The sequence below is a fragment of the Acinetobacter sp. TYF_19 genome (assembly GCF_043105125.1).
Taxonomy (GTDB): Bacteria; Pseudomonadota; Gammaproteobacteria; order Pseudomonadales; family Moraxellaceae; genus Acinetobacter; species Acinetobacter johnsonii.
The window spans coordinates 1-13,862 of sequence record NZ_JBICLH010000043.1 but is presented as its reverse complement, the minus strand read 5'-3'; the positions used below and the strand labels follow the sequence as shown (position 1 = coordinate 13,862).

The 13,862-nt window shown below is 55.0% G+C and carries 13 protein-coding genes and 3 pseudogenes; 9 read left to right on the top strand and 7 right to left on the bottom strand.

Annotated elements, in window-relative coordinates; genetic code table 11:
• Window positions 1-163 precede the first annotated feature (163 nt).
• Window positions 164-706 (top strand): cysteine hydrolase family protein, encoded by a 543-nt coding sequence (locus ACF8FD_RS05015; RefSeq protein ID WP_004637127.1) that lies wholly within the window; start codon window positions 164-166, stop codon window positions 704-706.
• An 86-nt stretch (window positions 707-792) separates the two neighbouring features.
• Here ACF8FD_RS05015 and ACF8FD_RS05010 read toward each other — a convergent pair whose 3' ends face one another.
• Together ACF8FD_RS05010 and ACF8FD_RS05005 are read right to left on the bottom strand one after the other, a co-directional pair.
• Window positions 793-1,074 (bottom strand): addiction module antidote protein, encoded by a 282-nt coding sequence (locus tag ACF8FD_RS05010; RefSeq protein ID WP_000985610.1) that lies wholly within the window; start codon window positions 1,072-1,074, stop codon window positions 793-795.
• A pseudogene (locus ACF8FD_RS05005) lies at window positions 1,075-1,281 on the bottom strand (type II toxin-antitoxin system RelE/ParE family toxin); the annotation flags it as partial. It abuts the gene before it with no gap.
• Between the two features lie 64 nt (window positions 1,282-1,345).
• On the opposite strand from ACF8FD_RS05005, the pseudogene ACF8FD_RS05000 reads away from it, so the two are divergent.
• From ACF8FD_RS05000 to ACF8FD_RS04965, 8 genes and pseudogenes are all read left to right on the top strand, one after another.
• Window positions 1,346-1,903 (top strand): annotated as a pseudogene (locus ACF8FD_RS05000) (IS6-like element IS1008 family transposase); the annotation flags it as partial.
• A 143-nt stretch (window positions 1,904-2,046) separates the two neighbouring features.
• Window positions 2,047-2,208: a hypothetical protein gene (locus ACF8FD_RS04995; RefSeq protein ID WP_004642278.1), complete on the top strand. Its 162-nt coding sequence runs from the start codon at window positions 2,047-2,049 to the stop codon at window positions 2,206-2,208.
• A 52-nt stretch (window positions 2,209-2,260) separates the two neighbouring features.
• Complete coding sequence (gene clpK, locus ACF8FD_RS04990; RefSeq protein ID WP_279679212.1) at window positions 2,261-5,110, top strand: heat shock survival AAA family ATPase ClpK; 2,850 nt, start codon at window positions 2,261-2,263, stop codon at window positions 5,108-5,110.
• A 211-nt stretch (window positions 5,111-5,321) separates the two neighbouring features.
• The gene (gene yfdX2, locus ACF8FD_RS04985) at window positions 5,322-6,209 is read left to right on the top strand and encodes a heat resistance protein YfdX2 (RefSeq protein ID WP_004637119.1); all 888 of its coding nucleotides are present in this window, start codon (window positions 5,322-5,324) and stop codon (window positions 6,207-6,209) included.
• Window positions 6,210-6,305: 96 nt separating this feature from the next.
• Window positions 6,306-6,917 carry a heat resistance membrane protein HdeD-GI gene (hdeD-GI, locus tag ACF8FD_RS04980; RefSeq protein WP_004637118.1) on the top strand — a complete coding sequence of 204 codons (612 nt, stop codon included), beginning with the start codon at window positions 6,306-6,308 and terminating at the stop codon, window positions 6,915-6,917.
• A gap of 85 nt (window positions 6,918-7,002) precedes the next feature.
• Complete coding sequence (locus ACF8FD_RS04975) at window positions 7,003-8,148, top strand: hypothetical protein (RefSeq protein ID WP_279679213.1); 1,146 nt, start codon at window positions 7,003-7,005, stop codon at window positions 8,146-8,148.
• Between the two features lie 108 nt (window positions 8,149-8,256).
• Window positions 8,257-8,787, top strand: a pseudogene (locus ACF8FD_RS04970) (M48 family metalloprotease); the annotation flags it as partial.
• A 19-nt stretch (window positions 8,788-8,806) separates the two neighbouring features.
• Complete coding sequence (locus ACF8FD_RS04965; RefSeq protein WP_279679214.1) at window positions 8,807-9,958, top strand: S1C family serine protease; 1,152 nt, start codon at window positions 8,807-8,809, stop codon at window positions 9,956-9,958.
• Window positions 9,959-10,280: 322 nt separating this feature from the next.
• Here ACF8FD_RS04965 and ACF8FD_RS04960 read toward each other — a convergent pair whose 3' ends face one another.
• From ACF8FD_RS04960 to ACF8FD_RS04940, 5 genes are all read right to left on the bottom strand, one after another.
• Entirely contained in the window at window positions 10,281-10,592 is a 312-nt protein-coding gene (locus ACF8FD_RS04960; RefSeq protein ID WP_004637114.1) for a cation:proton antiporter, read from the bottom strand.
• A gap of 5 nt (window positions 10,593-10,597) precedes the next feature.
• On the bottom strand, window positions 10,598-11,176 hold the full coding sequence (locus tag ACF8FD_RS04955; protein ID WP_004637113.1) for an NADH dehydrogenase ubiquinone Fe-S protein 4: 579 nt from the start codon (window positions 11,174-11,176) through the stop codon (window positions 10,598-10,600).
• Window positions 11,160-11,843 carry a hypothetical protein gene (locus ACF8FD_RS04950; protein ID WP_004992245.1) on the bottom strand — a complete coding sequence of 228 codons (684 nt, stop codon included), beginning with the start codon at window positions 11,841-11,843 and terminating at the stop codon, window positions 11,160-11,162. Before ACF8FD_RS04950 ends, ACF8FD_RS04955 begins: the two co-directional genes overlap by 17 nt.
• Window positions 11,844-12,044: 201 nt before the next feature.
• Window positions 12,045-12,956, bottom strand: coding sequence for a mechanosensitive ion channel family protein (locus ACF8FD_RS04945; protein WP_004733146.1), 912 nt, complete (start codon window positions 12,954-12,956; stop codon window positions 12,045-12,047).
• Between the two features lie 16 nt (window positions 12,957-12,972).
• On the bottom strand, window positions 12,973-13,563 hold the full coding sequence (locus ACF8FD_RS04940; protein WP_234304669.1) for an HdeD family acid-resistance protein: 591 nt from the start codon (window positions 13,561-13,563) through the stop codon (window positions 12,973-12,975).
• Window positions 13,564-13,862: the final 299 nt, after the last annotated feature.

Below are 13,862 nucleotides of genomic sequence, written 5' to 3'. Positions count from 1 at the left end.
AGCTTGCAGAATATGTAAAAGACAAAGGAATTCAAGATAAGGTTTTAATTCCTATCGATGGTGAAACGCTTTCTTTCTAAAGTGACTTAAAGAAGTGGAAGCATTCCACTTCTTTAAAACATAAGTAGAACAAAACAAATATTAGTTAAGTAAAGGAATAGGTATGTCAAAATCAGCTTTATTAGTTATCGACTTACAAAATGAATATCTACCTACAGGTAAATTACCATTGGTAAATATTGAACAAGCTGCTGCTAATGCAGTGAAAGTAATTGCGAAAGCCCGTCAACAGGGTACTCAAGTGATTCATGTCCAACATATTGCTGATGCTGAATCTCCTATATTTGAACCTAGCTCAAATGGTATTGAATTTCAGGACACAGTTAAGCCGCAAGAAGATGAATCTGTGATCATTAAAAATCACATCAATGCGTTCTTAAACACGAATCTCAAAGAAATTTTAGATAGCAATCAAGTGACTGAGTTAGTCGTGATTGGTGCTATGACGCATATGTGTGTTGATGCTGCTGTTCGTGCTGCTTCTGATTTTGGTTATAAGGTAAAAGTGATACATGATGCTTGTGCAACACTAGACTTGGAATTTAATGGCGTTAAAGTACCTGCTGGTCATGTCCATGCAACATTAATGGCCGCTTTTGAATTTGCATATGCTCAAGTAATATCAACTGAAGATTATGTTAGCTAAAGACTAAGATTTCCTAAAATTAACATAATACACGTTATATGAAGTTAAAAAAGGGAGCTTTAAGCTCCCTTTTTTACTAGTTTTTTTTAAATTGCTAAGCGTAAATTCAGCGCTTTTACCACTTTAATAACAGTATCAAAGCTTGGATTTACATCGCCAGAAAGTGCTTTATAAAGACTTTCTCGGCCTAAACCTGTGTCTCTTGATAATTGAGCCATTCCTTTAGCTTTAGCAATATTACCTAAAGCTTTTGCAATGAATGCCGCATCACCATTAGATTCATCTATACAGGCTTGTAGGTAAGCTTGCATATCTTCTTCTGTTTTAAGATGTTCAGCACTGTCCCATTTACGAAGTTTGATAGCCATTTACAGCTCCTCCTCTAAATCTTGTGCTAGTTGTAGGGCAAGTTTTATATCTTTACTTTGCGTAGACTTGTCTCCGCCTGCTAAAAGAATAACGACCCTTTGCCCTTGCTTACAGTAATAGATCCTGTAGCCAGGTCCAAAGAAGAAACGTAATTCAGAGACACCTTCACCGACTGGTTCAGTATCTCCAAAGTTTCCATCTTCAACCGGCACTGTTGCAAATAGGCTGACATGATAAGCTAAATATCTTATTTATTTCGAGATACAGCAGATGAATCCCTTCCATGGTCGGCACTTTCAAGGTGAAATCATTCTTTGGGCTGTTCGTTGGTATTGTAAATATGGCATCAGCTATCGTGAACTTCAAGAAATGCTCGCTGAACGAGGTGTGAATGTTGACCACACCACAATTTATCGTTGGGTTCAGCGTTATGCTCCAGAAATGGAAAAACGCTTACGCTGGTATTCGCGTAATCCTACAGATTTACATTCATGGCATATGGATGAGACTTATATCAAAGTGAAGGGGCGATGGACTTACCTGTATCGTGCAGTTGATCAACGGGGTCATACGATTGACTTTTACCTTTCCGCTAGACGGAACAGTAAATCAGCCTATTGTTTTTTAGGAAAGATCTTCAATACGGTGAAAAAATGGCAAATTCCACGGGTCATCAATACAGATAAAGCAGCGACCTATGGCCATGCTTTATCACGGTTAAAGCGAGAAGGAAAATGTCCAGTAGATATTGAGCACAGGCAGATTAAGTATAAAAATAATGTCATTGAATGTGATCATGGTAAGTTAAAGCGGATCATCGTAGCAGTCCTCAACAGATTTACGGAATTAGGTCGACCACTTACCCAAGTTACGCCTTAAATTTGGCTCAATTAGTGGCGCTTTGCATTTCAAATCTTTGTGCAACAAAGTCGCTGTACATTGACTCTTGATATTTTTTCCTGGTAAGCGCAATGTCTTACAAAGTCTTGCAAGGATTTCCTTGGCCGGAACCGCAAAGCGACGCGATTGGAGAGGGCGAAATGAAAGCGCACCTACAGGTGATTTTCACGCTCGATCCCGATCAACGGCTGACGCGGGGCAGCGCGTTTTTCTCAAAAAACAAAAAGAGATGAGGCACCGTGATCGTCGGTGCCTCGTCAGATCAATCTTTACAGGAGCATCAGTATGGACAGAAAACAATGCCAGGTCTGCAGTCAACCCGCCACCGTGCGGGTGGAAGCCAATCTCAACGGTCGTCACAGCACCATGCTGTTGTGTGACGACCATTACCGTCAACTGGTGCGCCAGCAAAAGCGCACCGTCTCGCCGCTGGAAGCCTTGTTCGGCTCGCGCAGCGGCCTGTTCGAGGACTTCCTCGGCAGTGACTTCTTCCGCATCGGCGACGACGCGACGCCGATGGCCGCCGATACCGATGACGTGGTCGATGCCTCGTTCGGCGAGCCCGCCGCCGCAGGTTCGGGTGCGCCGCGCCGTCGCGGCAGTGGGCTCGCCAGCCGTATCAGCGAACAGTCCGAGGCCCTATTGCAGGAGGCCGCCCGACACGCTGCCGAATTTGGCCGCGCCGAGGTGGATACCGAACACCTGCTGCTGGCGCTATCCGACAGCGATGTGGTGAAGACCATCCTGGGGCAGTTCAAGATCAAGGTCGATGACCTCAAGCAACAGATCGAATCCGAAGCCAAGCGCGGCGAGAAGCCGTTCGAGGGCGAGATCGGCGTGTCGCCCCGGGTCAAGGACGCGCTCAGCCGTGCTTTCGTGGCCTCCAATGAACTCGGCCACTCTTATGTCGGGCCGGAGCATTTCCTGATCGGGCTCGCCGAGGAAGGCGAAGGTTTGGCGGCCAACCTGCTACGCCGTTACGGTCTCACGCCGCAAGCGCTGCGCCAGCAGGTAAGCAAGGTGGTCGGCAAAGGGGCCGAGGATGGCCGCGCCGAGACGCCGACCAACACGCCCGAGCTGGATAAATACTCGCGCGACCTCACCAAGATGGCGCGCGAGGGCAAACTCGATCCAGTCATCGGCCGTGCGCAGGAGATCGAGACCACCATCGAGGTGCTGGCCCGGCGCAAGAAAAACAACCCGGTGTTGATCGGTGAGCCTGGCGTCGGCAAGACCGCCATTGTCGAAGGGCTGGCGCAGCGCATGGTCGCCGGCGAAGTGCCCGAGACGCTGCGCGACAAGCGCCTGGTCGAACTCAACATCAACGCCATGGTGGCAGGCGCCAAGTACCGCGGCGAGTTCGAGGAGCGCGTGCAGAAGGTGCTCAAGGAAGTGACCGAGCACCAGGGCGAGATGATTCTCTTCATCGATGAAGTGCACACCATCGTCGGTGCCGGCCAGGGTGGCGGCGAAGGCGGGCTGGACGTGGCCAACGTGTTCAAGCCGATGATGGCGCGCGGCGAGCTGAACCTGATCGGCGCCACCACGCTCAACGAGTATCAGAAGTACATCGAGAAGGACGCCGCGCTGGAGCGTCGTTTCCAGCCGGTGATGGTGCCCGAGCCGACGGTAGCGCAGACCATGATGATCCTGCGCGGCCTGCGCGACACCTTCGAGGCGCACCACAAGGTCAGCATCACCGAGGATGCGATCATCGCCGCCGCCGAGTTGTCGGACCGCTACATCACCGCGCGCTTTTTGCCTGACAAGGCCATCGACCTGCTTGACCAGGCGGCCGCACGCGTGAAGCTGTCGGCCACGGCTCGCCCAGTGGCCGTACAAGAGCTGGAGTCCGAACTGCACCAGTTGCGGCGTGAGCAGGACTACATGGCCTCGCGCAAGCAGTACGACAAGGCCGCCGAGCTGGGCAAGCGCATCGAGGCAAAAGAGGCCGAACTCAAGAAGCTCATCGAAGATTGGGAGCGCGAGCGCGCCTCGGGCAGCGCCGAAGTCAAGGCCGAGCATGTCGCGCAGATCGTCTCGCGCCTGACCGGCATTCCGGTCAACGAGCTGACGGTGGAAGAACGCGAGAAGCTGTTGCATCTGGAACAGCGGCTGCACGAGCGCCTGGTGGGCCAGGACGAAGCGGTGCGCGCGGTAGCCGATGCCGTGCGGTTGTCGCGCGCGGGGCTGCGCGAGGGCAGCAAGCCGGTGGCGACTTTTCTGTTCCTCGGGCCGACCGGCGTGGGCAAGACCGAGCTCGCCAAGGCGCTGGCCGAGTCCATCTATGGCGATGAAGGTGCGCTGCTGCGCATCGACATGTCCGAGTACGGGGAACGCCATACCGTGGCACGCCTGGTGGGCGCGCCTCCGGGTTATGTGGGCTATGACGAGGGCGGCCAGCTCACCGAGAAGGTGCGTCGCAAGCCCTACAGCGTGTTGCTGCTGGACGAGATCGAGAAGGCTCACCCCGACGTCTACAACATCCTGCTGCAGGTGTTCGACGACGGGCGGCTCACCGACGGCAAGGGCCGGGTGGTGGATTTCACCAATACCATCATCATCGCCACGTCCAACCTGGGCTCGGACATCATCCAGCGGCGGCTGAAGGCGCGCGGTGCGGCCGGCGAGGAGTACGAAAAGACCAAGGCCGAGGTGATGGACGTGCTGCGCGGACACTTCCGCCCCGAGTTCCTCAACCGCATCGACGAAATCATCGTCTTCCATGCGCTGGGCAAGGAGGAGATCCGCCATATCGTCGGCCTGCAGCTCGATCGTGTGGCCCGCAACGCCGCCAGCCAGGGCGTGACGTTGACCTTCGATCAGACCTTGATCGATCACTTCGCGGAGGAAGGCTACAAGCCCGAGTTCGGCGCGCGTGAACTCAAGCGGCTGATCCGCAGCGAGCTGGAGACGGCACTGGCGCGCGAGATGCTGGGTGGCGGTATCGGCAAGGCCGATCACGCCAGCGCCCGCTGGGACGACAAGGCCGAACGGGTGGTCTTCGAGCGCCAGGAGCCACCCGCGAAGCCGGCCGAGCCTGAGAAGCCCGATGCCGCGAACGCGGCCGAGACGCCGCCTAGCGACGCGAGCAAGCCTGCGCGCAAGAAGAAGTCAGCGGGCGGCGAATCTTGAGTCATGGGGAGGCTGTCGTGTCCGACCCCAACGGGCTGACATGGGCAGCCACCCTCGTGACGCTGGCGGTCGCTATCCCCACAGCGGGGCACGCGGTCATCTTCTTTGAGGTGATGAAGGGGCTGACTGCTCTGTCGGTCAGTCTCGCGATGTTCGCATTCAGCCCCAATAGATTCGCCTATTTTCACTATCACATACGAGGTATATCACCATGAATGAGCAAACACCGAATCCCAATGCGACGAACGAAGGAATAAACGAACAGGCTGCGGTAAGCAGCCTTCCTGTCAGTCCAGAGGCCAAGCCTGAAGTCGTCACGGAGGTACAGCCTGAGGTTCAGAAGGAAACGGACTCGCAGGCGGCAGACAAACGTAAACAAGTCCTCGATGAGGCCGTCTCGGCCTTGTCGCTGACCAAATCAGCGCTGGCCGCACTTGACGGCAAGGACACTGCACGCGCATTAGCATCGCTGGCCGAAGTGACGGGAAAGCTGGAGCTGATCGTTGCGCGCGAACCCACGCTTGCCCTGGCCCCCGTTGATGTGCGCACCATCGTGCACGACTTGTTCGCCAACACGGAAATCATTGAGGCGATGACCGACGAGGCGCTGGATGCCCTCAAACATGGCGAGGTGCAACAGGCACGTCACGTGCTGGCTTTGCTGGCCAGTGAAATCGTGATCACGGTCACCAACATCCCTCTGGCGTCCTATCCCGCAGTCGTGAAGTCAGTCGTGCCGCTGATCGATCAGGGCAAGATTGAAGAAGCCAAAGCCGCGCTGCAGGCAGCGCTCAGCACGCTGGTCGAGGAGCGCAGCGTGCTTCCGCTGCCCGTCCTGCGTGCGAAGCTGCTCCTGCAGCGCGCCGAGACCTTGGTAGAAGATGGTCAGCGCAGCGAAGCGTCCAATGAGCGCCTGGAGACATTATTGAACGAAGCCCGGCAGCAGTTGGAAATGGCAGAACTGCTGGGCTATGGAAAGAAGAAGGACTTTGAGCCCCTGTATGCTGAACTCAAGAAAGTCAAGCAAAAGACGGCTGGGGGAGGCGGCGGAAAAGGCTGGCTCGATGAAATCAAGGCAAAGCTGTCCAAGTTGTTCTGAAACCGCTGGATAGGGCGTAAGAGGGGCGCGTCGCGCCCCTCTCTTGGCTCAGGAATGTTTGCTTTTTCACCCCATTAGATCTTTGGGAGATATAGCATGAATATAGACACTATCACCGATTCCAGTGCGGATGAGCCCACCAAAACACTGTGTTCATTGACCGAAAATTGGTGGATTTTTGCGTTGCGCGGCGTCTTGGCATTGATTTTTGCAGCCCTCGCGTTCTGGATACCACAATCGGCTCTGTTGGCCATGACCATCATGTTCGGCGCATTTTCCTTGGTCAATGGCGCGTTCAACTTGTTTGCAGCGGTGCGCCATATCCAGAAAAAAGAGCGCTGGGGCTGGCTGCTGTTCAGCGGCATTGTCGGCATACTTACGGGCGTCGTCGTCCTGGTTGCTCCTTGGGTCGCCACGATAGTCTTGGCTTCTTTTTTATGGGCTAGCGTGGGCTTCTGGGCGATTTTCACCGGTGTGCTGGAGATATCCGCCGCCGTTCGGCTGCGTCGGGAAATCAAGGGTGAAATCTGGCTTGCCCTCAGTGGACTGCTCTCGATTATACTTGGCGCTATCGTCTTGTGGATATTTTTTACCCGTCCGGTCGAGTCATTCGTGGCCGCAGGCTGGCTGTTGGGTTTCCATGCGGCAGTCTATGGCGTCACGCTTTTGTTCTTTAGTTGGAGTCTTCGCAAAACGCGCCTGGGGTAAGAGCGTGCCAAACCAAAATCTATATCTATGGATATGAGCATCCTCGATTCATACCTCCATAGAAATGACATCAAAGGAGTCATACATGCAGATGCAATATAGCTATCGAGCTGTCGACAAAGAGTTTCATGAACCATGGCAGAGAGCTTTGGGAAATGCGGTCGAGCGCGACCTCAAGCCATTGCTCGACAAACACACTAAAGATTCAGTGCGACTTCGAATCGTCCTTGATCGCGACAAGACCAAGCGGCAATTTCTGGCCAGTGGCTATATGCACCTGCCCGGCAGAAAGATTGTCAGCGTTACTGCATCACATGACGAGCTGACGCCCCTCGCGCAGATGCTCGCACAGTCGTTGTTCCGTCAGGCCAAGAAGCATTTTGACCGGCTGCATGCTCAGGACCAAATCAAGCGCAAAGCACGACGCAAGCGCTTGCGCGAGCTCAAGGTGCGAATTGCCGCAAAACCCGCGTCAGCCGCCCATGAGGCCAACGTGACCCGAATGCCTCTACTGTCGAAACTTGAGGCTGTCGCAAGGCGTGAGCTGGCTTATCTGCGGGCCGTCGGCGATTTACCGCGCGATTATCCGACGCTGCGCGACGTGGTGGATGAAGCGATTGTCCAAGCTGAGGTGGAATGGCAATCCGTGCCGGAAGAAAAAGCGGCTTACTTCGGTCTTCTGAAACATCTGTTCGCCGTCCTGGATCACGAAGTGGCAAACAGCCGGCAATTTGGCGAATTCGTTTCTCTGGACGCGCCGGTCGAACCGAATGCCCAGGACGTCGCCGAGGCCATGGTGGAAGAGGAAGTCTTCGAATTTTATCAGCCCGATGACACACTCAGGCTTGCCGATATCATCGCTGACAGTCAGCATCCCGATGCCGCAACGATCGCGGAACAGGAGGAGCTAGTTGATCGGTCGAGCGAGTTCGCTTTCGCATTCGACCTGCTGAAGGACATGCCGCGTTTGTGGCGGCGCATTTTTCTGCTTATCCGTGTGGACGGGCTGGATGCCAGCAGCGTCTCTGAGATCCTGCTGATTCCTAGTAAGGAAGATACTGTCCAAAGGTGGCTCATGCAGGCCGAAGCGTTCATCGCTGCTCATTTGGAAGAGGCCGGAGTAAGCAAAGACGGGAACGATTGGCTCCAAGGCGTTGATTGGTCGGCATTGTCTGTGACCCGAAGCGCGGCAGCCTCACTGTGGTCCAAGGAGGCGAACCATGAAGAATGATCTTCACCTCGTCTGCCCGCATGCCAGTCCATCAACCGCGTACCGACTGCGAAGCTATCGGAACATCCCAACTGTGGCCGCTGCCAGCAGCCCTTGTTCACGGGCGAGCCCCGCGAGTTGACCGGCGTGCTCGGCCACGAAATCGCGCATATTGCGAACGAGGATTTGCGTGTCATGGGCCTGGCCGATTCCATCAGCCGGCTCACCCATCTTCTGGCCTTGTTGGGGCAAATCATGCTCCTCTTCAGCCTGCCGGCCTTGCTGTGGGGCACAGTCGCTATCCAGTGGCCGGCGCTGCTGTTGCTGGCCGTTTCGCCGCAGCTCGCGCTGCTGGGTTTGTCGCGGGTGCACGAATTCGACGCCGACCGGCTCACCGCCGAATTGACCGGCGACCCACAGGGATTGGCTTTGGCGCTCGCCAAGATCGAGCGGGAGAGTCGCGCCTGGCTGCTGCCCAGATGGGGCAACCCGGAACCCTACTGGTTGCGCACGCATCCGGCGACGACAGAGCGCATCCAACGCTTGCGGGAATTGGCTGATTCGATGGCACCGCAACCGCTTCATTCCAGCCCATTTCTGCCGGACATCCCCTTGGCGCCACGCCCACCGCGTTGGCGCGCCAGCGGTGTCTGGCGCTGATTTCAACAAGGAGAATGGCATGACCTACCCCGACCTCAACAGCCGCCCGGCGCCGGACCGATTCATCCGGCGCTGGCTCGTCATCACTGGCTGCATCGCCGCACTCATGCTGCTGTGGCAGTTCTTGCCTGCCATCGAAGCCTGGTTCAGTCCGCGCGAAGCGGCCGAGCGCACGGTGACACCGCGTGGTGATCTGGCGGCAGACGAGCAGACCACCATCCAACTGTTCGAGAAATCGCGCGGGTCGGTGGTTTACATCACCACGGCGCAACTGGTGCGTGACGTCTGGTCGCGCAATGTCTTTTCCGTGCCGCGCGGCACCGGCTCCGGCTTCATCTGGGACGATGCCGGCCACGTGGTGACCAACTTCCACGTCATCCAGGGGGCATCGTCTGCCACGGTCAAACTGGCCGACGGTCGCGATTATCAGGCTGCGCTGGTGGGCGCCAGCCCCGAGCACGACATCGCCGTGCTCAAGATCGGCGTCGGCTTCAAGCGCCCGCCCGCTGTGCCGGTGGGCACCAGTGCCGACCTCAAGGTCGGGCAGAAAGTGTTCGCTATCGGCAATCCCTTCGGATTGGACTGGACGCTCACCACCGGCATCGTCTCGGCGCTCGACCGCACCCTCGACGGCGAAGGGGGCGGGCCTGCCATCGATCACCTGATCCAGACCGACGCCGCTATCAACCCCGGCAACTCCGGCGGCCCGCTGCTCGATTCGGCCGGGCGGCTGATCGGCATCAACACCGCCATCTACAGCCCTTCGGGCGCGTCCGCTGGCATCGGTTTCGCTGTGCCGGTGGATACCGTCATGCGCGTGGTGCCGCAACTCATAAAGACCGGCAAGTACATCCGTCCGGCGCTGGGCATCGAGGTGGATGAGCAGCTCAACGCGCGTCTGCAGGCGCTGACCGGTAGTAAGGGCGTATTCGTATTGCGCGTGACGCCGGGCTCGGTGGCGCACATGGCCGGGCTCGTCGGCATCAAGGTCACCGCAGGCGGCATCGTGCCCGGCGATCGCGTTATCAGCATCGACGGTATCGCCGTCGACGACGTCACCACATTACAGGCCCGGCTAGACGACAAGAACGTTGGAGATGTTGTGGTCTTGTTAGTGGAGCGGGCCGGCAAGACTCGCGAGATGCTTGTGGAACTACAACCGGGAGTTTGATGGAAAGTGGGTCATGGATCTGCACAGCGAAGCAGTCAAGCTGTTTTTGAGTAATAAAGTTAAATACTAGGTAATAAATAATCATACTTAGTAATAAAGTTTCATACGAATTTTCAAAATAAAGAAAATATATTCATTATTTTCAGTATTTTGTAATTTTGGTATGAAACTTTTTTTATTTTGATAGAATTAAATTTAGACTAGCCCTGCCTATAGTATGATACTTTAATAAATACAATATAATTTTGGAACCAATAAAAACAAATACTTATGCACAACAAAGGATGAAACTTTATTACTCTCATATAGGTGTTTATTCTTCCTATACTCGACCGGATGTTGTGGCGACCTGCAAAAGACCGACACCGAAGATCAGCCGCCGCAGCTCCATCAGCTTGCCAAGCGAGAATTCCAGCCCCAGCATGAACAGCAACAAGATCACGCCCAATTCACCGATAGCGCCAAGGGTTGCTTCACCATCAATAAGCTCGAGACCGTGCGGGCCCAAAGCCATGCCTGCAAGCAAAAACCCAACGATCGAAGGAACACCTAAACGGGAGCATATGGCAACGGCAATGAATGCGCCCGAAATCAGGGTCGCACCCGCAATCAGGAATTCGGCGGTTCCATGCATCGACTTCAGCCCCTTCGCCCGGATACTGTCGTTCCAATCCACGCCGGCGGATCAGAGGCTGGAAAGGACTCGATGGCAGCCTCCAGAACTGGATCGAGAAACTCAGCCTCCGATTTCTGCGGCGTTCCCGTGTTTTCGGATGCGCCGTATCCTTTTGGGAGGTGATGCTCCGACATCGTCGGTTGCCCCATCTGAACCCACCCTTCCTTGGAAGTATCGACCCCGCGATAAAGCTGATGACTGCTTGTGCCCGCCCAAGGGTTTGGTCCGATGCGCCGCGGACGATCTTCACGCACGATATAGCGCCAATCGTTCTTGAGGGCATAGTCGACAGCGCTGTCGCGATCTGGAAATGTCATCCTGATAGGCCGGTAAGGATCCTGAGACGTCGTCCATCCCATCAAGGGCTCAAGGTTCTGCGGGCGTGACGGTTCGAACTCCAGAACCCAGTGTCGGGATCGTGGCGCGGACGTGGCGGCCGCGCGCGCGGGTCGGTAAATGATGGCGGTTGGCACATCATGAGAACGAAGGTTGGTTCCGGGAATTGTTGGTGCGAATGGCGGGCGGTTATGTCCTTGCATCATCTTTCGAATCTCCTTTCTTCTGTTTATTGTTGGCTGCATTTGCGTCTGGCTTGGACTTTGAGTGCTCGATGTCGTCCAGCCGCTCGATCTTGCGTGAGTTCGCCATGATCGTTTCTGCAGCCGACCGAAGCGCTTCAGGGTCGTTGTCGCTGCTGATGTCCGAACGCATCGCAATCGTGACTTCAGCTACGGCATGCATCACCTGTTCTGCGTCATTGCCGTTCAACTGGCCATCCTCAAGTCCATCAACAAGCAGATCAAGAACGCGTCGGAACGCTTCGACAACTGGCGCGCTGCCGACAACGGCAAGCCTGTGGCTGATGACCCTGAGTTCATCAATGAGCGCAGAATCATGACGTTCACGCTCCACGATTTCAGCAACCTTTTCGATGACGCGCATATATGTGTCATGCTTTTGTTGAAAAAGAAGAACTTGCCCTTCTTTTCTTAACTCAAGCTCAGTCTGGCGATTGAGGAGCACAGCTGTCAGATAGATAGTGGTAGCTGCACCCAGGAACACTAGGATCATCTCTTGGGCAAAAGGAACGTTTTCACCAACAAAGTATAAGCCGCGGTAGGCTGCGTAACCTACGCCCACTAAAACAATGGAAATTACCAGGTAGGCGACGTCCCTGCCGCGAAAGCTCGTCTTTACCGGTGGCTTCATGGGTTGGCCTTTCTTAATCATGGCTGTCGTTGCCTAGCGAACGGGTGTCAGGGGCAGGTTCGGTCTCCTTTTCGGGCCGCAAGAGAATAGGGGTTGGTCCAGAGCCAAATACATTGAACCCATCCCGCAGACAGCGCTCGAAAATCGTTTCATCCCAGTTCGAGAAATCTCTTTCCACTTCATATGTATATTTTGGCCGTGTCATTGGGCACCAGCCGGAGCTTCGATCCGAAAGGCAGGGGCTTTTCCATCCTTGTCCTGGCCGGCATAAAGCGTCAGATGCGGATAAGGGATTTCGATGCCAAGTTCGTCGAAGCGCTGTTTTATCCTGTGCAGATATTCGCGCCGGATTGACCATTGCTCACCTGGCAAGACCTTGAGGCGAAGACGCAGGATAACCGAAGAGTCACCCAACGTTTCGACCCCAAAGACCTCTGGCTCGGCTAATATTCTCGTTGACCAGGTTGTTTCCGAAGCTAGCTCACGGGCGACACTCTCCATAACGTTCAATGCCTCCTGAAGGTTTTCGCGATAGGCGACACCGACATCGATTACGGCCATCGAATAGTCCGTTGTCTTATTTGTCAGATTGGTGATGGCTCCGTTGGGCACATAGACCACGTCACCATTGAGTTGACGCAGGCGCACATAGCGCAACGTCATCTCTTCGACTTGGCCTGCCACACCGCCAATATCCACGATATCCCCGATGCGGAGTTGCCCTTCCAGCAACAAGACCAAACCCGAAAAATAGTCTTTTATCAGGCTCTGCGCAGCAAACCCCACTGCGATGCCGCTTACCCCCGCAGTCGTCAGGATCGGTGCCACAGAAATGCCAAGGATTGAGAGGGAAATGGTCACGGCCAAGGCCCACACGACCAGCCGACTGACGAAACGGATCAGACGAAAAGATGTTTCAATGCGTTTGACCTCATCTGCAGATCTCTTGGAAGTGCGGGTTCTTTTGCTGATGCGTGTGATGGCCCGCGAAAGCACTGCGGACACGAGCCACGCCACGGTCATGACGAGCACAATCTGTGCAACTGTTTGGGAAACGGAAATAAGGCCGGATAGGAGCTCTGCCTGTGTGACCTGCAAATTCAAAAAATTCATTTATATGCACTCCCTATTATTCTGCAACGAAAGGTCGGCTGGCGCAGCGCTGCTTCTCTTTTTTTAAAGGCAGCCAGGTCCTGTGACGTGCCTGGCCGCCGTTCTCGCGTTTTAAGTGGCTGTAGTTTCGGCCCCAGCGTGTCGTCCGAAGCTTCAATGCCAACAGGATCATGGTTACACCGAAGATTGCGGCATAGACGCCCAACAACCAACCGAGGGCCATAATACTGCCTGCGGGTGTCGTGAACAAGACCCATGTGACGGCAGCGCCAAGCAAGATGGAAATGACACCGCTGAGGACGAGCAACCATTCCCCCTCGATTTCCTTACGGAGCCGAAAGGCCGCGACGATCTCCATCACGCCGGATGTGATCGACCAGAATGCAACCATCGTCCAGAGAAACACGGTTAACACGAGTGTCGCGACGAACGGGCTGACCAGGACGATAAGCCCGGTTGCGATGCCAAGGAGGCCGCTGAAGATCAACCAGCCCCAGCTTTCACCCTGACGCATGTTTTTATAGCCCGACCAAAGCCCCAGTACGCCATCCGCAAAGGAGTAGGCACCAAACACAATGGTCAGTGTTAGGACCGCTTCAGCGGGCATCAGCCATGCCAGGGCGGCAAGAATGACGGCAACGATGCCGCGCCACAGGAAAGCCTTCCAGTCGGCTTGGGAAACAAGTCTTGGAAAACCACACTCTGCGTTGTGATATGGTAGCTCATGAGAAGACCTGTTTGATGTGCAACTGTTTGTTTTGCAACAACATTTTAGCACACAATAGGCCTTCTCATCCTTTGTGTGGTGAATAATTCAGGTTAGGAGTATGAGGGAGCAGAATCACCCGTTTTTCGGACCAAGTTTCCATGCCAAAATGGCAAACACTCCCTCCGGCCAATTTGACG

What these genes read in the sequence shown, in the direction of transcription:
- ACF8FD_RS04950 (WP_004992245.1), bottom strand. Translation starts at nt 11,843, where the DNA reads ATGAAGCCACCGGTAAAGACGAGCTTTCGCGGCAGGGACGTCGCCTAC.
- ACF8FD_RS04955 (WP_004637113.1), bottom strand. Translation starts at nt 11,176, where the DNA reads ATGATGCAAGGACATAACCGCCCGCCATTCGCACCAACAATTCCCGGA.
- ACF8FD_RS04995 (WP_004642278.1), top strand. Translation starts at nt 2,047, where the DNA reads ATGTCTTACAAAGTCTTGCAAGGATTTCCTTGGCCGGAACCGCAAAGC.
- ACF8FD_RS04945 (WP_004733146.1), bottom strand. Translation starts at nt 12,956, where the DNA reads ATGAATTTTTTGAATTTGCAGGTCACACAGGCAGAGCTCCTATCCGGC.
- clpK (WP_279679212.1), top strand. Translation starts at nt 2,261, where the DNA reads ATGGACAGAAAACAATGCCAGGTCTGCAGTCAACCCGCCACCGTGCGG.
- yfdX2 (WP_004637119.1), top strand. Translation starts at nt 5,322, where the DNA reads ATGAATGAGCAAACACCGAATCCCAATGCGACGAACGAAGGAATAAAC.
- ACF8FD_RS04965 (WP_279679214.1), top strand. Translation starts at nt 8,807, where the DNA reads ATGACCTACCCCGACCTCAACAGCCGCCCGGCGCCGGACCGATTCATC.
- hdeD-GI (WP_004637118.1), top strand. Translation starts at nt 6,306, where the DNA reads ATGAATATAGACACTATCACCGATTCCAGTGCGGATGAGCCCACCAAA.
- ACF8FD_RS04960 (WP_004637114.1), bottom strand. Translation starts at nt 10,592, where the DNA reads ATGCATGGAACCGCCGAATTCCTGATTGCGGGTGCGACCCTGATTTCG.
- ACF8FD_RS05010 (WP_000985610.1), bottom strand. Translation starts at nt 1,074, where the DNA reads ATGGCTATCAAACTTCGTAAATGGGACAGTGCTGAACATCTTAAAACA.
- ACF8FD_RS05015 (WP_004637127.1), top strand. Translation starts at nt 164, where the DNA reads ATGTCAAAATCAGCTTTATTAGTTATCGACTTACAAAATGAATATCTA.
- ACF8FD_RS04975 (WP_279679213.1), top strand. Translation starts at nt 7,003, where the DNA reads ATGCAGATGCAATATAGCTATCGAGCTGTCGACAAAGAGTTTCATGAA.
- ACF8FD_RS04940 (WP_234304669.1), bottom strand. Translation starts at nt 13,563, where the DNA reads ATGCCCGCTGAAGCGGTCCTAACACTGACCATTGTGTTTGGTGCCTAC.